We start from the raw sequence: 14,281 nt of genomic DNA, 5'->3' as shown, positions 1-14,281 counted from the left end.
AGCGCACCGAGCGCAACGCCTGCCGCCAAACTGGTGATGACCGGTCCCGGTGTGTTTTCAGTTACCTCGCGCGATACCATTAAAAGTCAGGTCACCCGGCTGTCCATCATCAGCGTCGTGCTCATTGCAAGCTTGTTATTGCTGGTCTACCGTTCCTTTACTGCATTGGCATTGGGATTTTTACCTGTGATCAGCGGCGCCCTGGCGGGTATTGCCGCAGTCAGTCTGGGATTCGGCGCGGTGCATGGCATCACCCTGGGGTTTGGCACCGCACTGATCGGCGAGGCCGTGGATTATTCGATTTATCTGTTTGTGCAATCCGAACAAAGCGGGGTGGATCAGCAAAACTGGATCAAGCGCTTCTGGCCAACTATCCGCCTCGGTGTGCTGACCTCCATCTTCGGCTTTGCTTCGCTGCTACTATCGGGCTTTCCGGGGCTGGCACAACTCGGTCTCTATGCGATTGCCGGTCTGATTGCTGCCGCGTTGGTTACGCGCTTCGTCCTGCCGCATCTGTTACCGACGAACTTCCGTATCCATGATGTCACGGCGATCGGTATCTCTCTCTCGCGCCTGGTTGGACGTGCCTCCATTTTGCGCTGGCCGGCCATCATTATCCTGATAGTGGCCTGCGCCATTCTTGTTGAACACCGCAACAACTTATGGAATGACAAAATTTCTTCATTAAGCCCGGTGTCGCAAGCAGATGTAAACCTGGATGCAAAATTACGGGCCGACATGGGCGCGCCGGATGTTCGCTATCTGGTGGTGGTACCCGGGCCAAGCCGCGAATCCGTACTTGTCTCCGCCGAACAGGTCTCCAAGGTGCTGAAAAAGCAAGTCGATCAAGGAGAACTTGCCGGATTTGAAAGCCCGAGCCGTTATCTTCCCAGCATAGCCACGCAACGTGCCCGCCAGGCCAGCTTGCCTCCCATGGCGGTCCTTGAATCGAATCTGGCGCAAGCCACCCAAGGCTTGCCGGTGCGTGCATCCCTGTTTGCACCCTTCCTGGCTGACGTCGCTGCGGCACGTCATCAGCCCTTGATAAAAGCCACTGACCTGGATCAGACCTCGATGTCGATGGCTGTGGATGCATTGCTCATCCACCAGGGTGGTCATTGGAGCGCACTCATGCCGCTCACCGCTCCTGCAGGCGCAAGCATCAACGCTGACCAGATCCGCACGGCATTAAGCAGCACGAAGCTGCCGAATGTCATGTTCATGGATATGAAAGCCGAATCCGACCGTCTTTATTCCGGCTATTTGCATGAAGCCATCCTGTTGTCGCTTGGCGGCCTGGCTGCCATTATTGCCCTGCTGTTATTCGTATTTCGTTCACCTGCGCACGTACTGCGAATCGTCATACCATTGGCGGCAGCAGTCATTACGGTTACTGCTGGATTGGCTGTGTTCGGACAACAGCTGATTATTCTGCATCTGGTGGGCTTGCTGCTGGTCGTGGCGGTGGGTTCCAATTACGCACTGTTTTTTGACCATGTTGATCAACCACCGACGGGTGGAGATACAAAGCCTGAAACCAGGCTGAATAACCCAAGCATATCACCTCGCACCCTGGCGTCCATGCTGTTCGCCAACCTCACCACGGTTGCAGGATTCGGTTTGCTGTCATTTTCCAATGTATCGATATTGCAGGCCATGGGCGTTACCGTGGCACCCGGCGTTATCCTGGCGCTGATTTACTCGGCTATTTTTGCGCGCAAATCCAATGCGTAATTCACCCTGGCAGCCCACACCATTGATCTACGCAACCCTCGCGTTGCATGTACTGGCAATTATTCTGGTCATCGCGGAACCTGCTCAATGGCGTTGGGCACTCGGTGCTGTGCTGGCAAACCACGCATTGCTGACGCTGCTTGGCCTATGGCCGCGCAGCCACTGGCTGGGAGCGAACTGGACGCGACTGCCGGCGGCCGCCACAGCCAGAAACGAAATTGCGCTGACTATCGACGACGGCCCTGACCCTATTGTCACCCCCCAGGTACTGGATATGCTGGATCGTTACGCGATTCAGGCCACGTTTTTCTGTATCGGTGAAAAAGCTGCGCATTATCCGGACTTGTGCCGCGAAATTGTGCAGCGCGGCCATGCCGTGGAAAACCACAGCCAGCATCACCGTCATTATTTTGCCTTGATGGGGTACTCCGGCTTCAGGCGTGAATTACAGGCCGCGCAAGACACGCTTACCACGATTACCGGGCAGCGCCCGCTGTTTTTCAGAGCGCCTGCCGGTTTGCGAAATCCTTTTCTCGACCCCGCGCTTGCCCAATTGGGTCTGCAGCTTGCCAGCTGGTCAGCACGTGGCTTTGATACCCGGATCAATGATGTTGAACGCATCAAAGCCAAATTATTGGATGATCTGTGTGCAGGCTCCATTTTGCTGGTGCATGATGGCAATGCAGCACGCACATCCAGCGGCATCCCCGTTATTCTTGACGTGATTCCCACCGTGCTTGCCGCGGCCACGACAGCCAATCTGCGTTTCGTTACTTTGCGTCATGCGCTTTCGTGATGCCGATCAATCGCACAGTAGCAGATGGAGGGCAAGCTGTGAGTAGCAGCCACTTGCAGATACCCTGGTACCGCCAGGCAGCGGCGGTAATCCCAAAATACTGGTATCTCAAAAGTACCGGCACCATGCTTTTTATCGGCGTGTTTTTCGGCGCTTATTTCTATTTGCTCAAACATCCGGCCTACCCGATCACCGTCATGCCCATCACCTGGCTGGATCGCTGGATCGCTTTCCAGCCGCGTGCCCTACCGATATATTTATCGCTGTGGATTTATGTTTCCCTGCCCCCGGTATTCCTGACCACACGGCGCGAGATGTATCGCTATGGAATAGCCATGGCTACAGCTTGTCTCGTGGGTTTAATCATTTTCTACTTCTGGCCTACCGCAGTCCCGTCAGCAAATATCGACTGGACCCGCTACCCGAACGTGGATTTTCTTAAAAATCTGGACGCATCAGGCAATGCCTGCCCTTCCCTTCACGTCACGACTGCCGTTTTTTCAGGCATCTGGCTGCATCACTTGCTACGCCGCTTTGGCACACCATTATGGGTACTCAGCTTCAACTGGATATGGTGTACTGCCATCCTGTATTCCACATTGGCCACACGCCAGCATGTGGTGATAGATGTATTGGCCGGTTTAACGCTGGGGGCGCTGGCCGCCCATCTGTCTTTGCGACTGTGCGACGCAGGTAAGATACGGTGCCAATCCGGCTGATCCAAACCGCATAAGCTTAATATCTGTTAAAGTTGCCTCGCTGAATATCCGTAATACAAAATAAAACAAAAGCTTGATGGTTGAGGGCAATGACCTGTCGGCGCGAATACCAAAGCGCCGCCTTTCACATTTCCGAGCAGTCATTCATTGGCTCGCCACAGCGTCAGCATTGTTGCCAGGCCCGGTTCTCGGTAAGTTTGCCCCTCAGCTTATCTTTTAAGATTATAGTTTGTAGCACTTTTTCGTTGATCAGCAGTTACCTGATTGAACTGCATCACAATCCGGAAAACCATGATGACTTATGAGTTTGGAATCACTGATTTTCAATACATTGCGGCGGGTGCAGCCATTCTTGGAAGTGGTGGAGGTGGTAGTTATGGCGATGCGATCAGAGTGATCGAAGAACTCGCCCAGCGCGGTTGGCAGGGTTCAGTGCAAATAAAAAACTATGATGGCGCAACAAATTGCTGTGTGCTGGCGATGATGGGTTCGCCGGATGCGGCGGACAGTCTCACCCTGGCAGATGTTGAATATTCCATCTTGAATACCATGAATGCCTTTGAAACCGCGGCCGGCACAGTGCTGGGATGCGTCATTCCCGGTGAAATCGGCCCGATCAATTCGATCGTGCCACTTATTGCAGCGGCTCTGTCCGATAATGCCATCTGGGTCGTCAACGGCGACGGTGCGGGACGAGCCGTCCCCGAACTGCCGCAAACCACCTATGGCGGCAGTCTCACACTTGCAGCCGGTCCATGCATACTGGCTAACGATGACCAGACGGCAGAAAATTCACAGTCCGCCACGCTGAATGCCCCGACCGCCGCTCAAATTGAAACATTGGCAGGCGGTATCGTTTCTGCCTTTGGCAGCTTTGCCGGAATCGCGCTTTGGCAGTCCAATTCAAACAATCATTATGCTTTGACAGGTAATTACATTGCCGGAACATTGACGCAGGTGTGGGCTTTGGGAAAATTCCTGCTAGACGCTTCCTCCCCGCCTTCCAGTGCGGATGTTGCAAACCAGATTACCGATATTACCGGACGTACGGCTACAGTCGCATTGAATAGCTTTTATATTACGGCGGTTACACAATCGACCAACAGCGCATCGCTCGATGCAGGCATCATCCGCCTTGATAATAATCCTGACCAGGAAAAAAGCACCGAGACACACTATATTTACAATTTGAATGAAAATCTGATCATGTATTCAAGCCAGAGCAGCGTACCGGATATCATCGCCCCTGATTCAATCTGTTATTACTCGGAAAGTACCGGACTCGGGTTTACCAATGCCACGGATGATCTTGGGGCTTATTTTGATTCAAAGAAAAATAAAAGTACCGGTTATGCTGTCAGTATTATCAAAATCGAAACCGCATCACAACTATACGAAACGGCCGGTGTGATCGCATCGTTCGCCGGATTGCTGCGTAACATCGGCTACGCCGGTGCGCTTCCCTACCCTGATCATTGATACATGGCTGAAAAAGACATCAATAAGGAACGCCTGGAGCTTGCCCTGGAAGCTGCAGGGCTTGACCTATGGGAAAACGATTTACTGACCGGGGAGGTGATCTGCAAATCGAACAAGATATTTGTCGAACTCGGTTACAGTGAAGAGGATATCGCTTCAAGCATGGACAGTATTTTTACTATCGTTCACCCTGATGATATCCCTCGAATCAAAAATGCCATCGCCGATCATTTAACTGGCGCTACGCCCCAATACCGGAGCGAGTTCAGGGCGCGCGCCAAGAATGGCCCATGGGTCTGGTATGCCAATTATGGAAAAATCATGGATCGCGCTGAAGATAGCCGGGGGCAACGGTTTATTGGCGTAACCTTCAATATCGATGACAGAAAACGACAGGAAGAATTACTTGCTGCACGCGAGATGGAGTGGCGTACTTTAGTCGAAAATTCCCCGAATACCATCGTCCGTTACGATAGTGAGTGCCGCCGGATTTATGTAAATCCATCCATGTGTGCAATGTGTGAGGGCGGAAAAACAGCATTGCTCGGAAAAAAACCTTCGGAATATCCTGGCGGTGAAAACCTGACGATATACGAGACAAAAATTCGACAGGTATTTGACACAGGAAATGATGTTGAATTCGAATTGAATTGGACAGGCCAGAACTGCAAGGAATTTTGCAGCCATATCCGGCTGACAGCTGAGCGCGATATGTATGGTGCAATCGTCTCTGTCATGGGTGTTGGGCACGATATCACCGAGCTCAATTCGCAGCGCCTGAAGATTCGTGAGATTGCGTTCTATGATCCACTGACCAATCTGCCCAACCGGCGACTTCTCATTGACCGGCTTCAGCTTGCATTGATTTCCAGCGCGCGTAGCGGCATGCAGAGCGCCCTGATTATTATTGATCTGGATAATTTCAAAGCACTGAACGACACGCTGGGCCACGACCATGGTGACCTGTTGCTGCAACAGGTCGCTCAACGGCTTACTGCTTGCATGCGACAGGAAGACACTGTTGCTCGTATGGGCGGTGACGAGTTTGTGATTATCCTGGAAAATCTGAGCGAAAAAGCTCAAGAAGCGGCATTCCAGGTCGAGGCATTTGGTGAAAAAATTCTAGCTATTCTCAACCAGCCATACCAACTCGCCAATCATAATCGCCATAGCACGCCAAGCATTGGCGCTGTTATATTTTCCGGCAACTCAATTTCCATTGAGGAATTGATGAAGCGCGCGGATATCGCCATGTATTCGGCTAAAAAAGCCGGACGTAACGCGATTCGCTTTTTTGATCTGGATATGCAGTCCGCAATCGAGAGCCGATCCTCCCTCGAGGAATCGATGAAACAGGCACTCACCCAACAGCAGTTCGTGCTTTATTATCAGTCTCAAGTGGACAATGCAGGCTCTATTATTGGTGCCGAAGTGTTGCTGCGCTGGCAACATCCTGTTCAGGGCATGATTCTACCTGATGATTTTATTGCGATAGCTGAAGAGACCGGATTGATTATTGCCATCGGTCAGTGGGTATTGAAATCTGTTTGTCATCAACTAAAAATATGGGAACTACAGCCGGGGAAAGCGCATCTGCACCTCGCTATGAATGTAAGCGCACGTCAATTTTTACAGGCAGAATTCGTCGACCAGATTATCGATATACTGAATGAGACCAAAGTTGATCCTGCGCACATCACCCTTGAACTGACTGAAAGCATGGTATTGAGCAACATTACCGAAGCGATCAATAAAATGCAGGCGCTCAAGAAATTGGGTATAAAATTCGCGATTGACGACTTTGGCACCGGGCACTCATCATTATCCAGCCTGCAAAAATTACCCCTTGACCAGCTGAAAATTGATCAGAGTTTCATTCACGACATCGCCGACAATCACGACGGTGTCATCATAGTGCAAACCATCATCGCCTTGGCGAATAACCTTGGTATGGAAGTATTTGCAGAGGGTGTGGAAACACAAGCGCAAAAAGATTTTCTTATCCAGCATCACTGCCTGAACTTCCAGGGGTTTCTTTTCGGGGAGCCAATGCCGGTGAATGAGTTTGAACAAGCATTGGAATGCTGGGCAACACCACCAGATGAATCACTGTCTGCATAACGCCAATCTCTCATATGGGCTACCCGCCTTACGAATCAAAATCATCGTCACTCAATGACGCCTCCCATTCAATTTTTTATTAACAGTTTGTTCTATTTGTACTGGGTTACCTGAACTTGAATCCGCTTTGGCTTTCTCATTTTACCGCGACCAGCAGCATCGGCTGTGGCCTTACCCAGACTCTGGATGCCTTGCGCCAAAGTCGTGCCGGATTGGCACCCTGTGCTTTTGACACCGTGGAACTGACAACCTTTATTGGCGAAGTAGCCGGGGTGGATGAAATGACACTCCCTGCGCATCTGTCAGAATTTGATTGTCGCAACAACCGCTTGGCGTTACTGGGATTGCTACAGGATAGCTTTGCTGAAGCTGTGCATGCCGCCATTGAAAAATACAGTGGCCAGCGGATAGGCGTCTTTCTCGGCACCAGCACTTCCGGCATCCTGCAAACCGAATTGGCGTACCGGCACCGTGATCCGGAAACCGGTGCATTCCCTGCTGACTTTATTTATGGAACCACACACAATACTTTTTCCGTCGCCGATTTCACGCGCCATTATTTTGGCTTGACCGGCCCGGCGGTGGTGGTGTCATCGGCGTGTTCGTCCAGTGCCAAAGTATTTGCTTCGGCGCGACGCATGATGGCTGCGGGACTGATAGACGCGGCCGTGGTGGGTGGCGTGGATTCGCTGTGCCTGACAACACTGTATGGATTCAATTCCCTCGGCCTGATTTCCGAACAGGCATGCCGCCCGTTTGATTCACAGCGCGATGGCATCTCGATTGGCGAAGCGGCTGCATTCGCGCTGCTGGAACGCGCTCCGGAGCATCCGGATACTGATGCCGTGTTACTGCTTGGCATAGGTGAATCCAGCGATGCCTACCACATGTCTTCTCCCCATCCGGATGGACTGGGTGCGCACATGGCAATGCAGGATGCATTGCAGATGGCGAGTTTGAGCCCCTCTGACATCGACTATATCAATCTGCACGGCACTGCCACGCAAAGTAACGACGCTGCAGAAGGCAAGGCAGTGACGGGTTTGTTTGGCTCAGGCATACCATGCAGTTCCACCAAAGGCGCAACCGGTCACACGCTGGGCGCTGCCGGTGGTGTGGAGGCCGTGATTTGTGCGCTGGCACTGCAACACAACTTGTTGCCTGCCGGGCTGGGCACCCGGCAACTCGACCCCGCGCTGAGTCTCGATTATATATTGGAGAATCGCGAGCAGTCAGTGACGCGCGTGCTCAGCAACTCGTTTGGATTCGGCGGCACCAATTGCAGCCTGATTCTTGGACGGGCGGACAATTCATGATACTCACTGCCTATATCGACGGGATCGGCCTGCTCGGTCCGGGCTTGACCAGTTGGCCAGATAGCCAGGCTGTGCTCGCCGGGCAAGCGCCCTATCAACCAAGCAAAACCATTCTGCCGCCCCCTGCCTTGCTGCCGGCAGCAGAGCGTCGGCGCAGCGGCGCGATCGTCAAACTTACCCTGGCAACCGGGCTGGAAGCCATCGCGGCAGCCGGACTCGATCCTGCCACGCTGCCTAGCGTGTTTTCATCCTCTGGTGGCGATGGGGAAAACTGCCATGTCATCTGCGAAATGCTTGCTACAGATGACCGGCAAATCTCACCAACCCGTTTTCATAATTCCGTGCATAACGCGGCATCCGGTTACTGGAGTATCGCCACCGGCGCGATGACCAGCTCATCGGTATTGAGCGCATTTGATGCCTGCTTCGGAGCCGGATTGCTGGAAGCGCTGACCCAGGTGGTAGTTGATGACACACGCAGCGTATTACTGGCGTGCGATACAGCCTATCCCGAGCCACTGTATAGCGCGAGGCCCATCCCCGATGCATTCGGCATTGCCTTGGTGCTGTCTCCCCAGCGCAGTGCACAGGCGCTTGCACAAATTACTGTCGACCTGACCGATGCCAGCGCAGACGAACTCGATGATGCCGCGCTTGAAAACCTGCGCAATACCATTCCCGCCGCACGTGGCTTGCCACTGTTGCGTGCAATCGCGTTGGGCCAAGACCGGCACGTGGTGTTGGACTACCTGGATAACACACGTCTTTCCGTGGCAATCACCCTATGCTGAATCCAGTTCTGGACCAAGCCTGGATTGCCAGCCATATTCCGCACCAGGGCAGCATGTGCCTGCTGGATTGCGTGGAGACATGGGATCAGCAGTCTATCCAGTGTCGCGCCAGCAGCCATCGTGCTGCCGACAATCCGTTGCGTGCTTACGGACGGCTCGGTAGCGCTTGCGGTATCGAATACGCGGCACAGGCCATGGCCGTACACGGTGCCTTGCTGGCGCCGCCAGACAGCACCGGCGCACGGGTCGGCTATCTGGTCAGCGTGCGCGGCACACAGTTGTATGTGCCGCGGCTGGACGACATCGCCGCCGATCTGCGAGTGGAAGCCACCTGCATCACGCGCAGTGAAAACAATATTCTTTATCAATTCAGCGTCAGCGCAGCGGGTTACCTGCTGCTGGATGGGCGCGCTGCGGTCGTGCTCGATGCTGACGCACTCACATCCCCTTCAGGAGAGGTTCCATGAAAAACGCTCTGGTTACCGGTGGCAGCGGCGGCATAGGCGCTGCCATCTGCCGCCGCCTCGCTGCCGATGGCTGCCATGTCTACATTCATGCCCATCATGGACTGCAAGCCGCGCAGACGCTGGCCGATGCCATTTGTGCAGACGGCGGTAGCGCACAGGCACTGACATTTGATGTGACTGACAGCACAGCGGTAGCGGATGTACTGACCCCGCTCGTCGAACACCAGCCGATCCAGATTCTGGTCAACAATGCAGGCATCCATGACGACGCCGTGTTCCCCGGCATGCGCGCCGAGCAATGGCACCGGGTGATCGACGTATCCGTCAACGGTTTTTTCAACGTCACCCAGCCGCTGATGATGCCGATGATCCGCAGCCGCTGGGGACGCATTATCAATGTGTCATCCATTGCCGCGCTGACCGGCAATACGGGCCAGGTCAACTATTCTGCCGCCAAGGGCGCGCTGAATTCGGCGACCAAATCGCTGGCCCGGGAAGTCGCCAGCCGCGGCATCACCGTCAACGCGGTGGCACCCGGCATTATCGACACCCCGATGAGCGAATCCGCGTTCGACGCCCAGGACATCGCACGCCTGGTGCCGATGAAACGCGCGGGTACCCCCGACGAAGTGGCCGACCTGATCGGCTTTCTCGCCTCGAACCAGGCGGCCTATATCACCGGGCAGATTATCTCCATCAACGGCGGCATGATTTAACCTTAAAAGCAGGTGGTCCACGAAAAACACGAAAGGCACGAAAAAAATGGGGGAAGAAATCCGCTATCGAGAAGAGTGTTATCAAATACAAGGGGCAATATTTGACGTGTACCGTGAGATGGAGTGTGGTTTTCTGGAGGCTGTCTATCAAGAGTGTCTTGCGAAGGAATTTTCAAAACGAGGGATTCCATTTGGAGAGCATCAAGAACTGAGGCTTTTCTATAAGGGCGAGCCCTTGCGGCAAACCTACATCCCCGACTTTATTTGCCATGAATCCATTATTGTTGAGATTAAAGCGCTTGCTGCCACAACGGGCGAACATAAGGCACAGGTACTGAACTACCTGAAAGCGACAGGAATGCGCCTGGGTCTACTAGCCAACTTCGGTTGCCATCCGAAAGCAACAGTCGAAAGAATTGTGTTATGAAGTCTTTTCGTGCCCTTTCGTGTTTTTCGTGGACATCAGTGATTTAACAGTGAGTGACAATATGAAAACACCCACCCCTACACCCGTGCATGCACCGCACATCCCGCTGACCGATTACTACCAGACCGAGCAGGATCGGCAAGCCTATCTGCGCCAGATTTTTGACAATACCGCGCCGGATTACGACTGTATCGAGACGATGCTGGCGTGGGGATCCGGTTCCCGCTACCGGCGCCAGGCGCTGATTCGCGGCGGCTTAAAGCCCGGCATGAGGGTGCTCGACGTCGGTGTCGGCACCGGCCTGGTTGCAGCACAGGCCTGCATTCTGACCGGTGATCCCGCCCTGGTTACCGGGGTCGACCCCAGCCCCGGCATGATGGCAGCCAGCAAGCTGCCCAGGACCATGGTGCTGATGGAAGGCCGGGCGGAATCCCTGCCTTTTCCCGACAATCATTTTGATTTCCTGAGCATGGGCTATGCACTGCGCCATATCAGCGACCTGGGCGTAGCGTTTACGGAGTTTGAACGGGTACTGAAGCCGGGTGGCCGTCTATGCCTGCTCGAAATCACCCAGGCGCAAAGCCGTGTTGGGCAATGGCTGCTCAAAACCTACATGCGCGGCGTAATACCGCTGCTCACGCGATTCATTTCCAGACAGAAGGATACCGCGACGATCTGGCGTTATTACTGGGATAGCATCGAAGCCTGCGTTCCCCCCGAACAAGTCATGGCAACGCTCAGCGCGGCAGGACTGACCCAGGTTAAGCGCCATCTGGAGGTCGGCATATTTTCAGAATACCAGGCGATCAAGATCAATCCCGGCCAGCCTGGCTGATTGCCCGCAAAAACCATGACGACAGCCGTTCACATCGCCGCGCATAAAACCGAAGCACTACTGTTTTTTACCCTGCTGCAACTCACCGTGATCGTGCTCGCTGCGCGCATCGGCGGTGGCATCGCGTTGCGCATCGGGCAATCAGCGGTGGTCGGTGAAATCGTGATCGGCATTCTGCTCGGACCTTCGCTGTTCGGGCTGCTTGCACCCGACGTATTTCAGTATGTATTCCACTCCGGCGCGCCCGAACCAATGCAAATGCTGTCGCAAATCGGTCTGGTGCTGCTGATGTTTCAGATCGGTCTGGAATTCGATTTTTCGCACCTGGGCGAACGCCGCAACCGCAGCGCAGTGATGTGGGTGGCGGGCGCCAGCCTGGTTGTGCCGTTTGCGCTGGGTTTTGCAGTCGGCCAGATCAGCGCGCCGATACTGTCCCCCGGCGCACATGCGTTGGGGTCTGCGCTGTTTGTAGCGACCGCCTTCTCGATCACGGCACTGCCGATACTCGGCCGCATCATGATGGAATTCGACATGACGCGCATGCCGATTGGCGTGATCGCCATCAGCGCGGCGGCGATCAATGATGTCATCGGCTGGCTGCTGCTGGCGCTGATCACCACACTCACGCTGTCCGATTTCAATGCCGCCAGCTTCGCTCTCAAAGTGCTACTGGTACTGGGATTTTTCCTGCTCAGCTGGTTTGGCGTGCGCCCGGTCATGAAGCGCATCCTGCATCGCTGCGATGCACGCTCGGGCGCGCTTTCGCACAACCTGCTCGGGATCGTGCTGGCAGCCATTTTCCTGTCGGCAATGACCACCTACCAGCTCGGTATTTTCGCCATCTTCGGCGGTTTCATGATGGGCGTGTTGCTGCATGACGAGCACGCTTTTGTGCGCACCTGGAAGGCGCGCATCAGCCCTTTCGTGATGGTATTTTTCCTGCCCATCTTTTTTACCTATACCGGGCTGCGCACCAATATCGGCAGCCTCGACAGCGCAGCCGCCTGGGGCTGGTGCGTGCTCATCGTGTTCCTCGCCACGCTGGGCAAGTACGGCGGCGCCTACGTGGCGGCACGTATAGCGGGGATGAGTCACCAGGAAGGCAAAGTCATGGGCATCATGATGAACACGCGCGCACTGATGGAATTGATCGTGATTAACGTCGGCTACGACCTCGGGGTGATCTCGCAGCAGATGTTCACCATTCTGGTGATCATGGCGATTTTCAGTACCGTGATTACCAGCCCGCTGTTGCGGCGCTGGCTGCCGCGTATCGGTATCCCGGTGCCATCGCGTTCAAATGCGGCCGAGCGCACGGCGCATGAGCAACACGGGTAAGCGCAGCACGAAGCCCAGAAACAGTCGCGTGTGCATCCAGCTCAATAACACGTTGTCTCGCAGGTAGCGGAAATGCGACACGCCGCCCTCCTCCGCGCGGTAGTAGCGCACCGGGGCAGGCAGATTCACCGGCCTGACCCCACGCCAGCACAGGCGCACCACCGCTTCGGGATCAAAGTCGAAGTGGCGCATCCACGGCTGATGGCGCATCACCTGCCGCAACGCTTCAACCGGATACACGCGAAACCCGAACAGCGAGTCGCCTATGCCTGCCCACAGCGTTTCCAGGTTGGCCCACCAGTTGGAGATGCGCCGCCCTTGCACGCGCAGGCCCGGCGCACTGGCATCGAACACCGGCACACCCAATATCATCGCAGCTGGCTGGCGCGCGGATTCCGTCATGAACGCCGGGATACGCTCGGGTGGATGCTGGCCGTCCGAATCCATGGTCAATACGTGGCTGAAACCCGCCGCAGCCGCCTGCTCCAGGCCGTGCAGTACCGCCGCACCCTTGCCCTGGTTGCGTGGCAGGATGATTACCCGCAGGCCGTCGTCTTCTGCCGCCATCGCCTGCAAACCCTCGATGCTGCCGTCGTTGCTGCCGTCCACCACCACCCACACCGGGGTCCAGTATTGGCGTGCCGCGCGCACGGTTTCATAGACTTTGGCGCCGGGGTTATAGCTGGGAATAAGGACGAGATGCGTGGTCGAGGCAGCGGTCATGGCGGCGAATAAGAAATCGAGTTAGAGCGCACGCTCAGCCTGCATAGGCAGGGAGTTGGTCGGGTAAAAAGCCGAGCCTTGCACCAGCTCGTGCGCAAAGTAATGTTCCAGCTCAGCCATGAAGTGCTGGCTATGTTGTGGCGGATCAAAGCGCCGCCCCAGACGCACCCGGTAATGGATCGGCATCGGCGGTTTGCGGAATAGTGTCCAACCCTTGCTCAGATACGCCGAGTCGGTTTCTATCAGCACTGTCTGCACCGGCACCTGCGCATGATGCGCGATCAGGCCGATACTGCCCTTGAGCGGATTGACAGGGTTCGTAATGGTGCGTGTTCCTTCCGGGAACAGCAGCAGATGGCTGCCGCTGGCGAAATCTTCTGTTGCCAGGTGCACCATGCGCCGCACCGGTTCATTGCGGATATAGCGCGCCAGCCGTGCACCTGCCCCGAGAAAAATATTGTTCATCAGATCTGCCTTAAGCACGCAGGCGACGTTCGGCAAGCGCGAAATCACCATCACGGCATCCAGCAGGCACGGATGATTGGGTGCAATAATCAGCGGCGGCTCATCGCGCAGCGCATCCAGCGCCTTCAGATCGAAGCTGCAGCGGCGCGACATGGTCAGGCTGGCAAGATACAGGCGAAAACCTGCCATGATGACGAAGCGCCCCAGTGCCTGTCCCTGGCGTGCCGGCAACAAGGGCATGAAGATCATGGCCAGCGGTGTCCATGCCAGGCAGACCACTCCCAGCCAGACCAGGCCCAAGTACAGCACCAGATAATCGTATAGATTCACCAGCACTCGCCATACGCCGCGCAT

At 55.1% G+C, this 14,281-nt stretch carries 14 protein-coding genes; 12 read left to right on the top strand and 2 right to left on the bottom strand.

The window, feature by feature from the left end; translation table 11 throughout:
* The 12 genes from ACYCZJ_RS03790 to ACYCZJ_RS03735 form a co-directional block, all read left to right on the top strand.
* Window positions 1-1,734 (top strand): MMPL family transporter (locus ACYCZJ_RS03790; protein WP_461552888.1); only part of this gene is annotated, 1,734 nt, incomplete at its 5' end.
* Window positions 1,727-2,530, top strand: coding sequence for a polysaccharide deacetylase family protein (locus ACYCZJ_RS03785; RefSeq protein WP_461552887.1), 804 nt, complete (start codon window positions 1,727-1,729; stop codon window positions 2,528-2,530). The genes ACYCZJ_RS03790 and ACYCZJ_RS03785, both read left to right, overlap by 8 nt.
* A gap of 38 nt (window positions 2,531-2,568) precedes the next feature.
* Window positions 2,569-3,249 carry a phosphatase PAP2 family protein gene (locus tag ACYCZJ_RS03780; RefSeq protein ID WP_461552886.1) on the top strand — a complete coding sequence of 227 codons (681 nt, stop codon included), beginning with the start codon at window positions 2,569-2,571 and terminating at the stop codon, window positions 3,247-3,249.
* Between the two features lie 291 nt (window positions 3,250-3,540).
* Entirely contained in the window at window positions 3,541-4,728 is a 1,188-nt protein-coding gene (locus tag ACYCZJ_RS03775) for an S-methyl thiohydantoin desulfurase domain-containing protein (RefSeq protein WP_461552885.1), read from the top strand.
* A gap of 3 nt (window positions 4,729-4,731) precedes the next feature.
* Window positions 4,732-6,849 carry a putative bifunctional diguanylate cyclase/phosphodiesterase gene (locus tag ACYCZJ_RS03770; RefSeq protein WP_461552884.1) on the top strand — a complete coding sequence of 706 codons (2,118 nt, stop codon included), beginning with the start codon at window positions 4,732-4,734 and terminating at the stop codon, window positions 6,847-6,849.
* Between the two features lie 116 nt (window positions 6,850-6,965).
* Window positions 6,966-8,165: a beta-ketoacyl-[acyl-carrier-protein] synthase family protein gene (locus tag ACYCZJ_RS03765; protein ID WP_461552883.1), complete on the top strand. Its 1,200-nt coding sequence runs from the start codon at window positions 6,966-6,968 to the stop codon at window positions 8,163-8,165.
* Window positions 8,162-8,956 (top strand): beta-ketoacyl synthase chain length factor, encoded by a 795-nt coding sequence (locus tag ACYCZJ_RS03760; RefSeq protein WP_461552882.1) that lies wholly within the window; start codon window positions 8,162-8,164, stop codon window positions 8,954-8,956. The genes ACYCZJ_RS03765 and ACYCZJ_RS03760 overlap by 4 nt, the downstream gene beginning before the upstream one ends.
* A complete protein-coding gene (locus ACYCZJ_RS03755; RefSeq protein WP_461552881.1) occupies window positions 8,950-9,423 on the top strand; it encodes a 3-hydroxylacyl-ACP dehydratase in 474 nt (157 codons plus the stop codon). Before ACYCZJ_RS03760 ends, ACYCZJ_RS03755 begins: the two co-directional genes overlap by 7 nt.
* The gene (fabG, locus tag ACYCZJ_RS03750; RefSeq protein ID WP_461552880.1) at window positions 9,420-10,139 is read left to right on the top strand and encodes a 3-oxoacyl-ACP reductase FabG; all 720 of its coding nucleotides are present in this window, start codon (window positions 9,420-9,422) and stop codon (window positions 10,137-10,139) included. The genes ACYCZJ_RS03755 and fabG overlap by 4 nt, the downstream gene beginning before the upstream one ends.
* 46 nt (window positions 10,140-10,185) lie before the next feature.
* Entirely contained in the window at window positions 10,186-10,566 is a 381-nt protein-coding gene (locus tag ACYCZJ_RS03745) for a GxxExxY protein (protein ID WP_461552879.1), read from the top strand.
* Window positions 10,567-10,627: 61 nt separating this feature from the next.
* Window positions 10,628-11,401 (top strand): class I SAM-dependent methyltransferase, encoded by a 774-nt coding sequence (locus ACYCZJ_RS03740; RefSeq protein WP_461552878.1) that lies wholly within the window; start codon window positions 10,628-10,630, stop codon window positions 11,399-11,401.
* 15 nt (window positions 11,402-11,416) lie between these two features.
* The gene (locus ACYCZJ_RS03735; RefSeq protein WP_461552877.1) at window positions 11,417-12,739 is read left to right on the top strand and encodes a cation:proton antiporter; all 1,323 of its coding nucleotides are present in this window, start codon (window positions 11,417-11,419) and stop codon (window positions 12,737-12,739) included.
* Here the strand turns inward: ACYCZJ_RS03735 and ACYCZJ_RS03730 are convergent.
* Together ACYCZJ_RS03730 and ACYCZJ_RS03725 are read right to left on the bottom strand one after the other, a co-directional pair.
* On the bottom strand, window positions 12,698-13,462 hold the full coding sequence (locus tag ACYCZJ_RS03730) for a glycosyltransferase family 2 protein (protein ID WP_461552876.1): 765 nt from the start codon (window positions 13,460-13,462) through the stop codon (window positions 12,698-12,700). The two genes, ACYCZJ_RS03735 and ACYCZJ_RS03730, sit on opposite strands and share 42 nt — an antisense overlap.
* 21 nt (window positions 13,463-13,483) lie before the next feature.
* On the bottom strand, window positions 13,484-14,281 hold the full coding sequence (locus ACYCZJ_RS03725) for a lysophospholipid acyltransferase family protein (protein WP_461552875.1): 798 nt from the start codon (window positions 14,279-14,281) through the stop codon (window positions 13,484-13,486).

This window comes from Sulfuriferula sp. (assembly GCF_054605375.1).
This window is presented reverse-complemented; position numbering and strand designations above follow the sequence as displayed.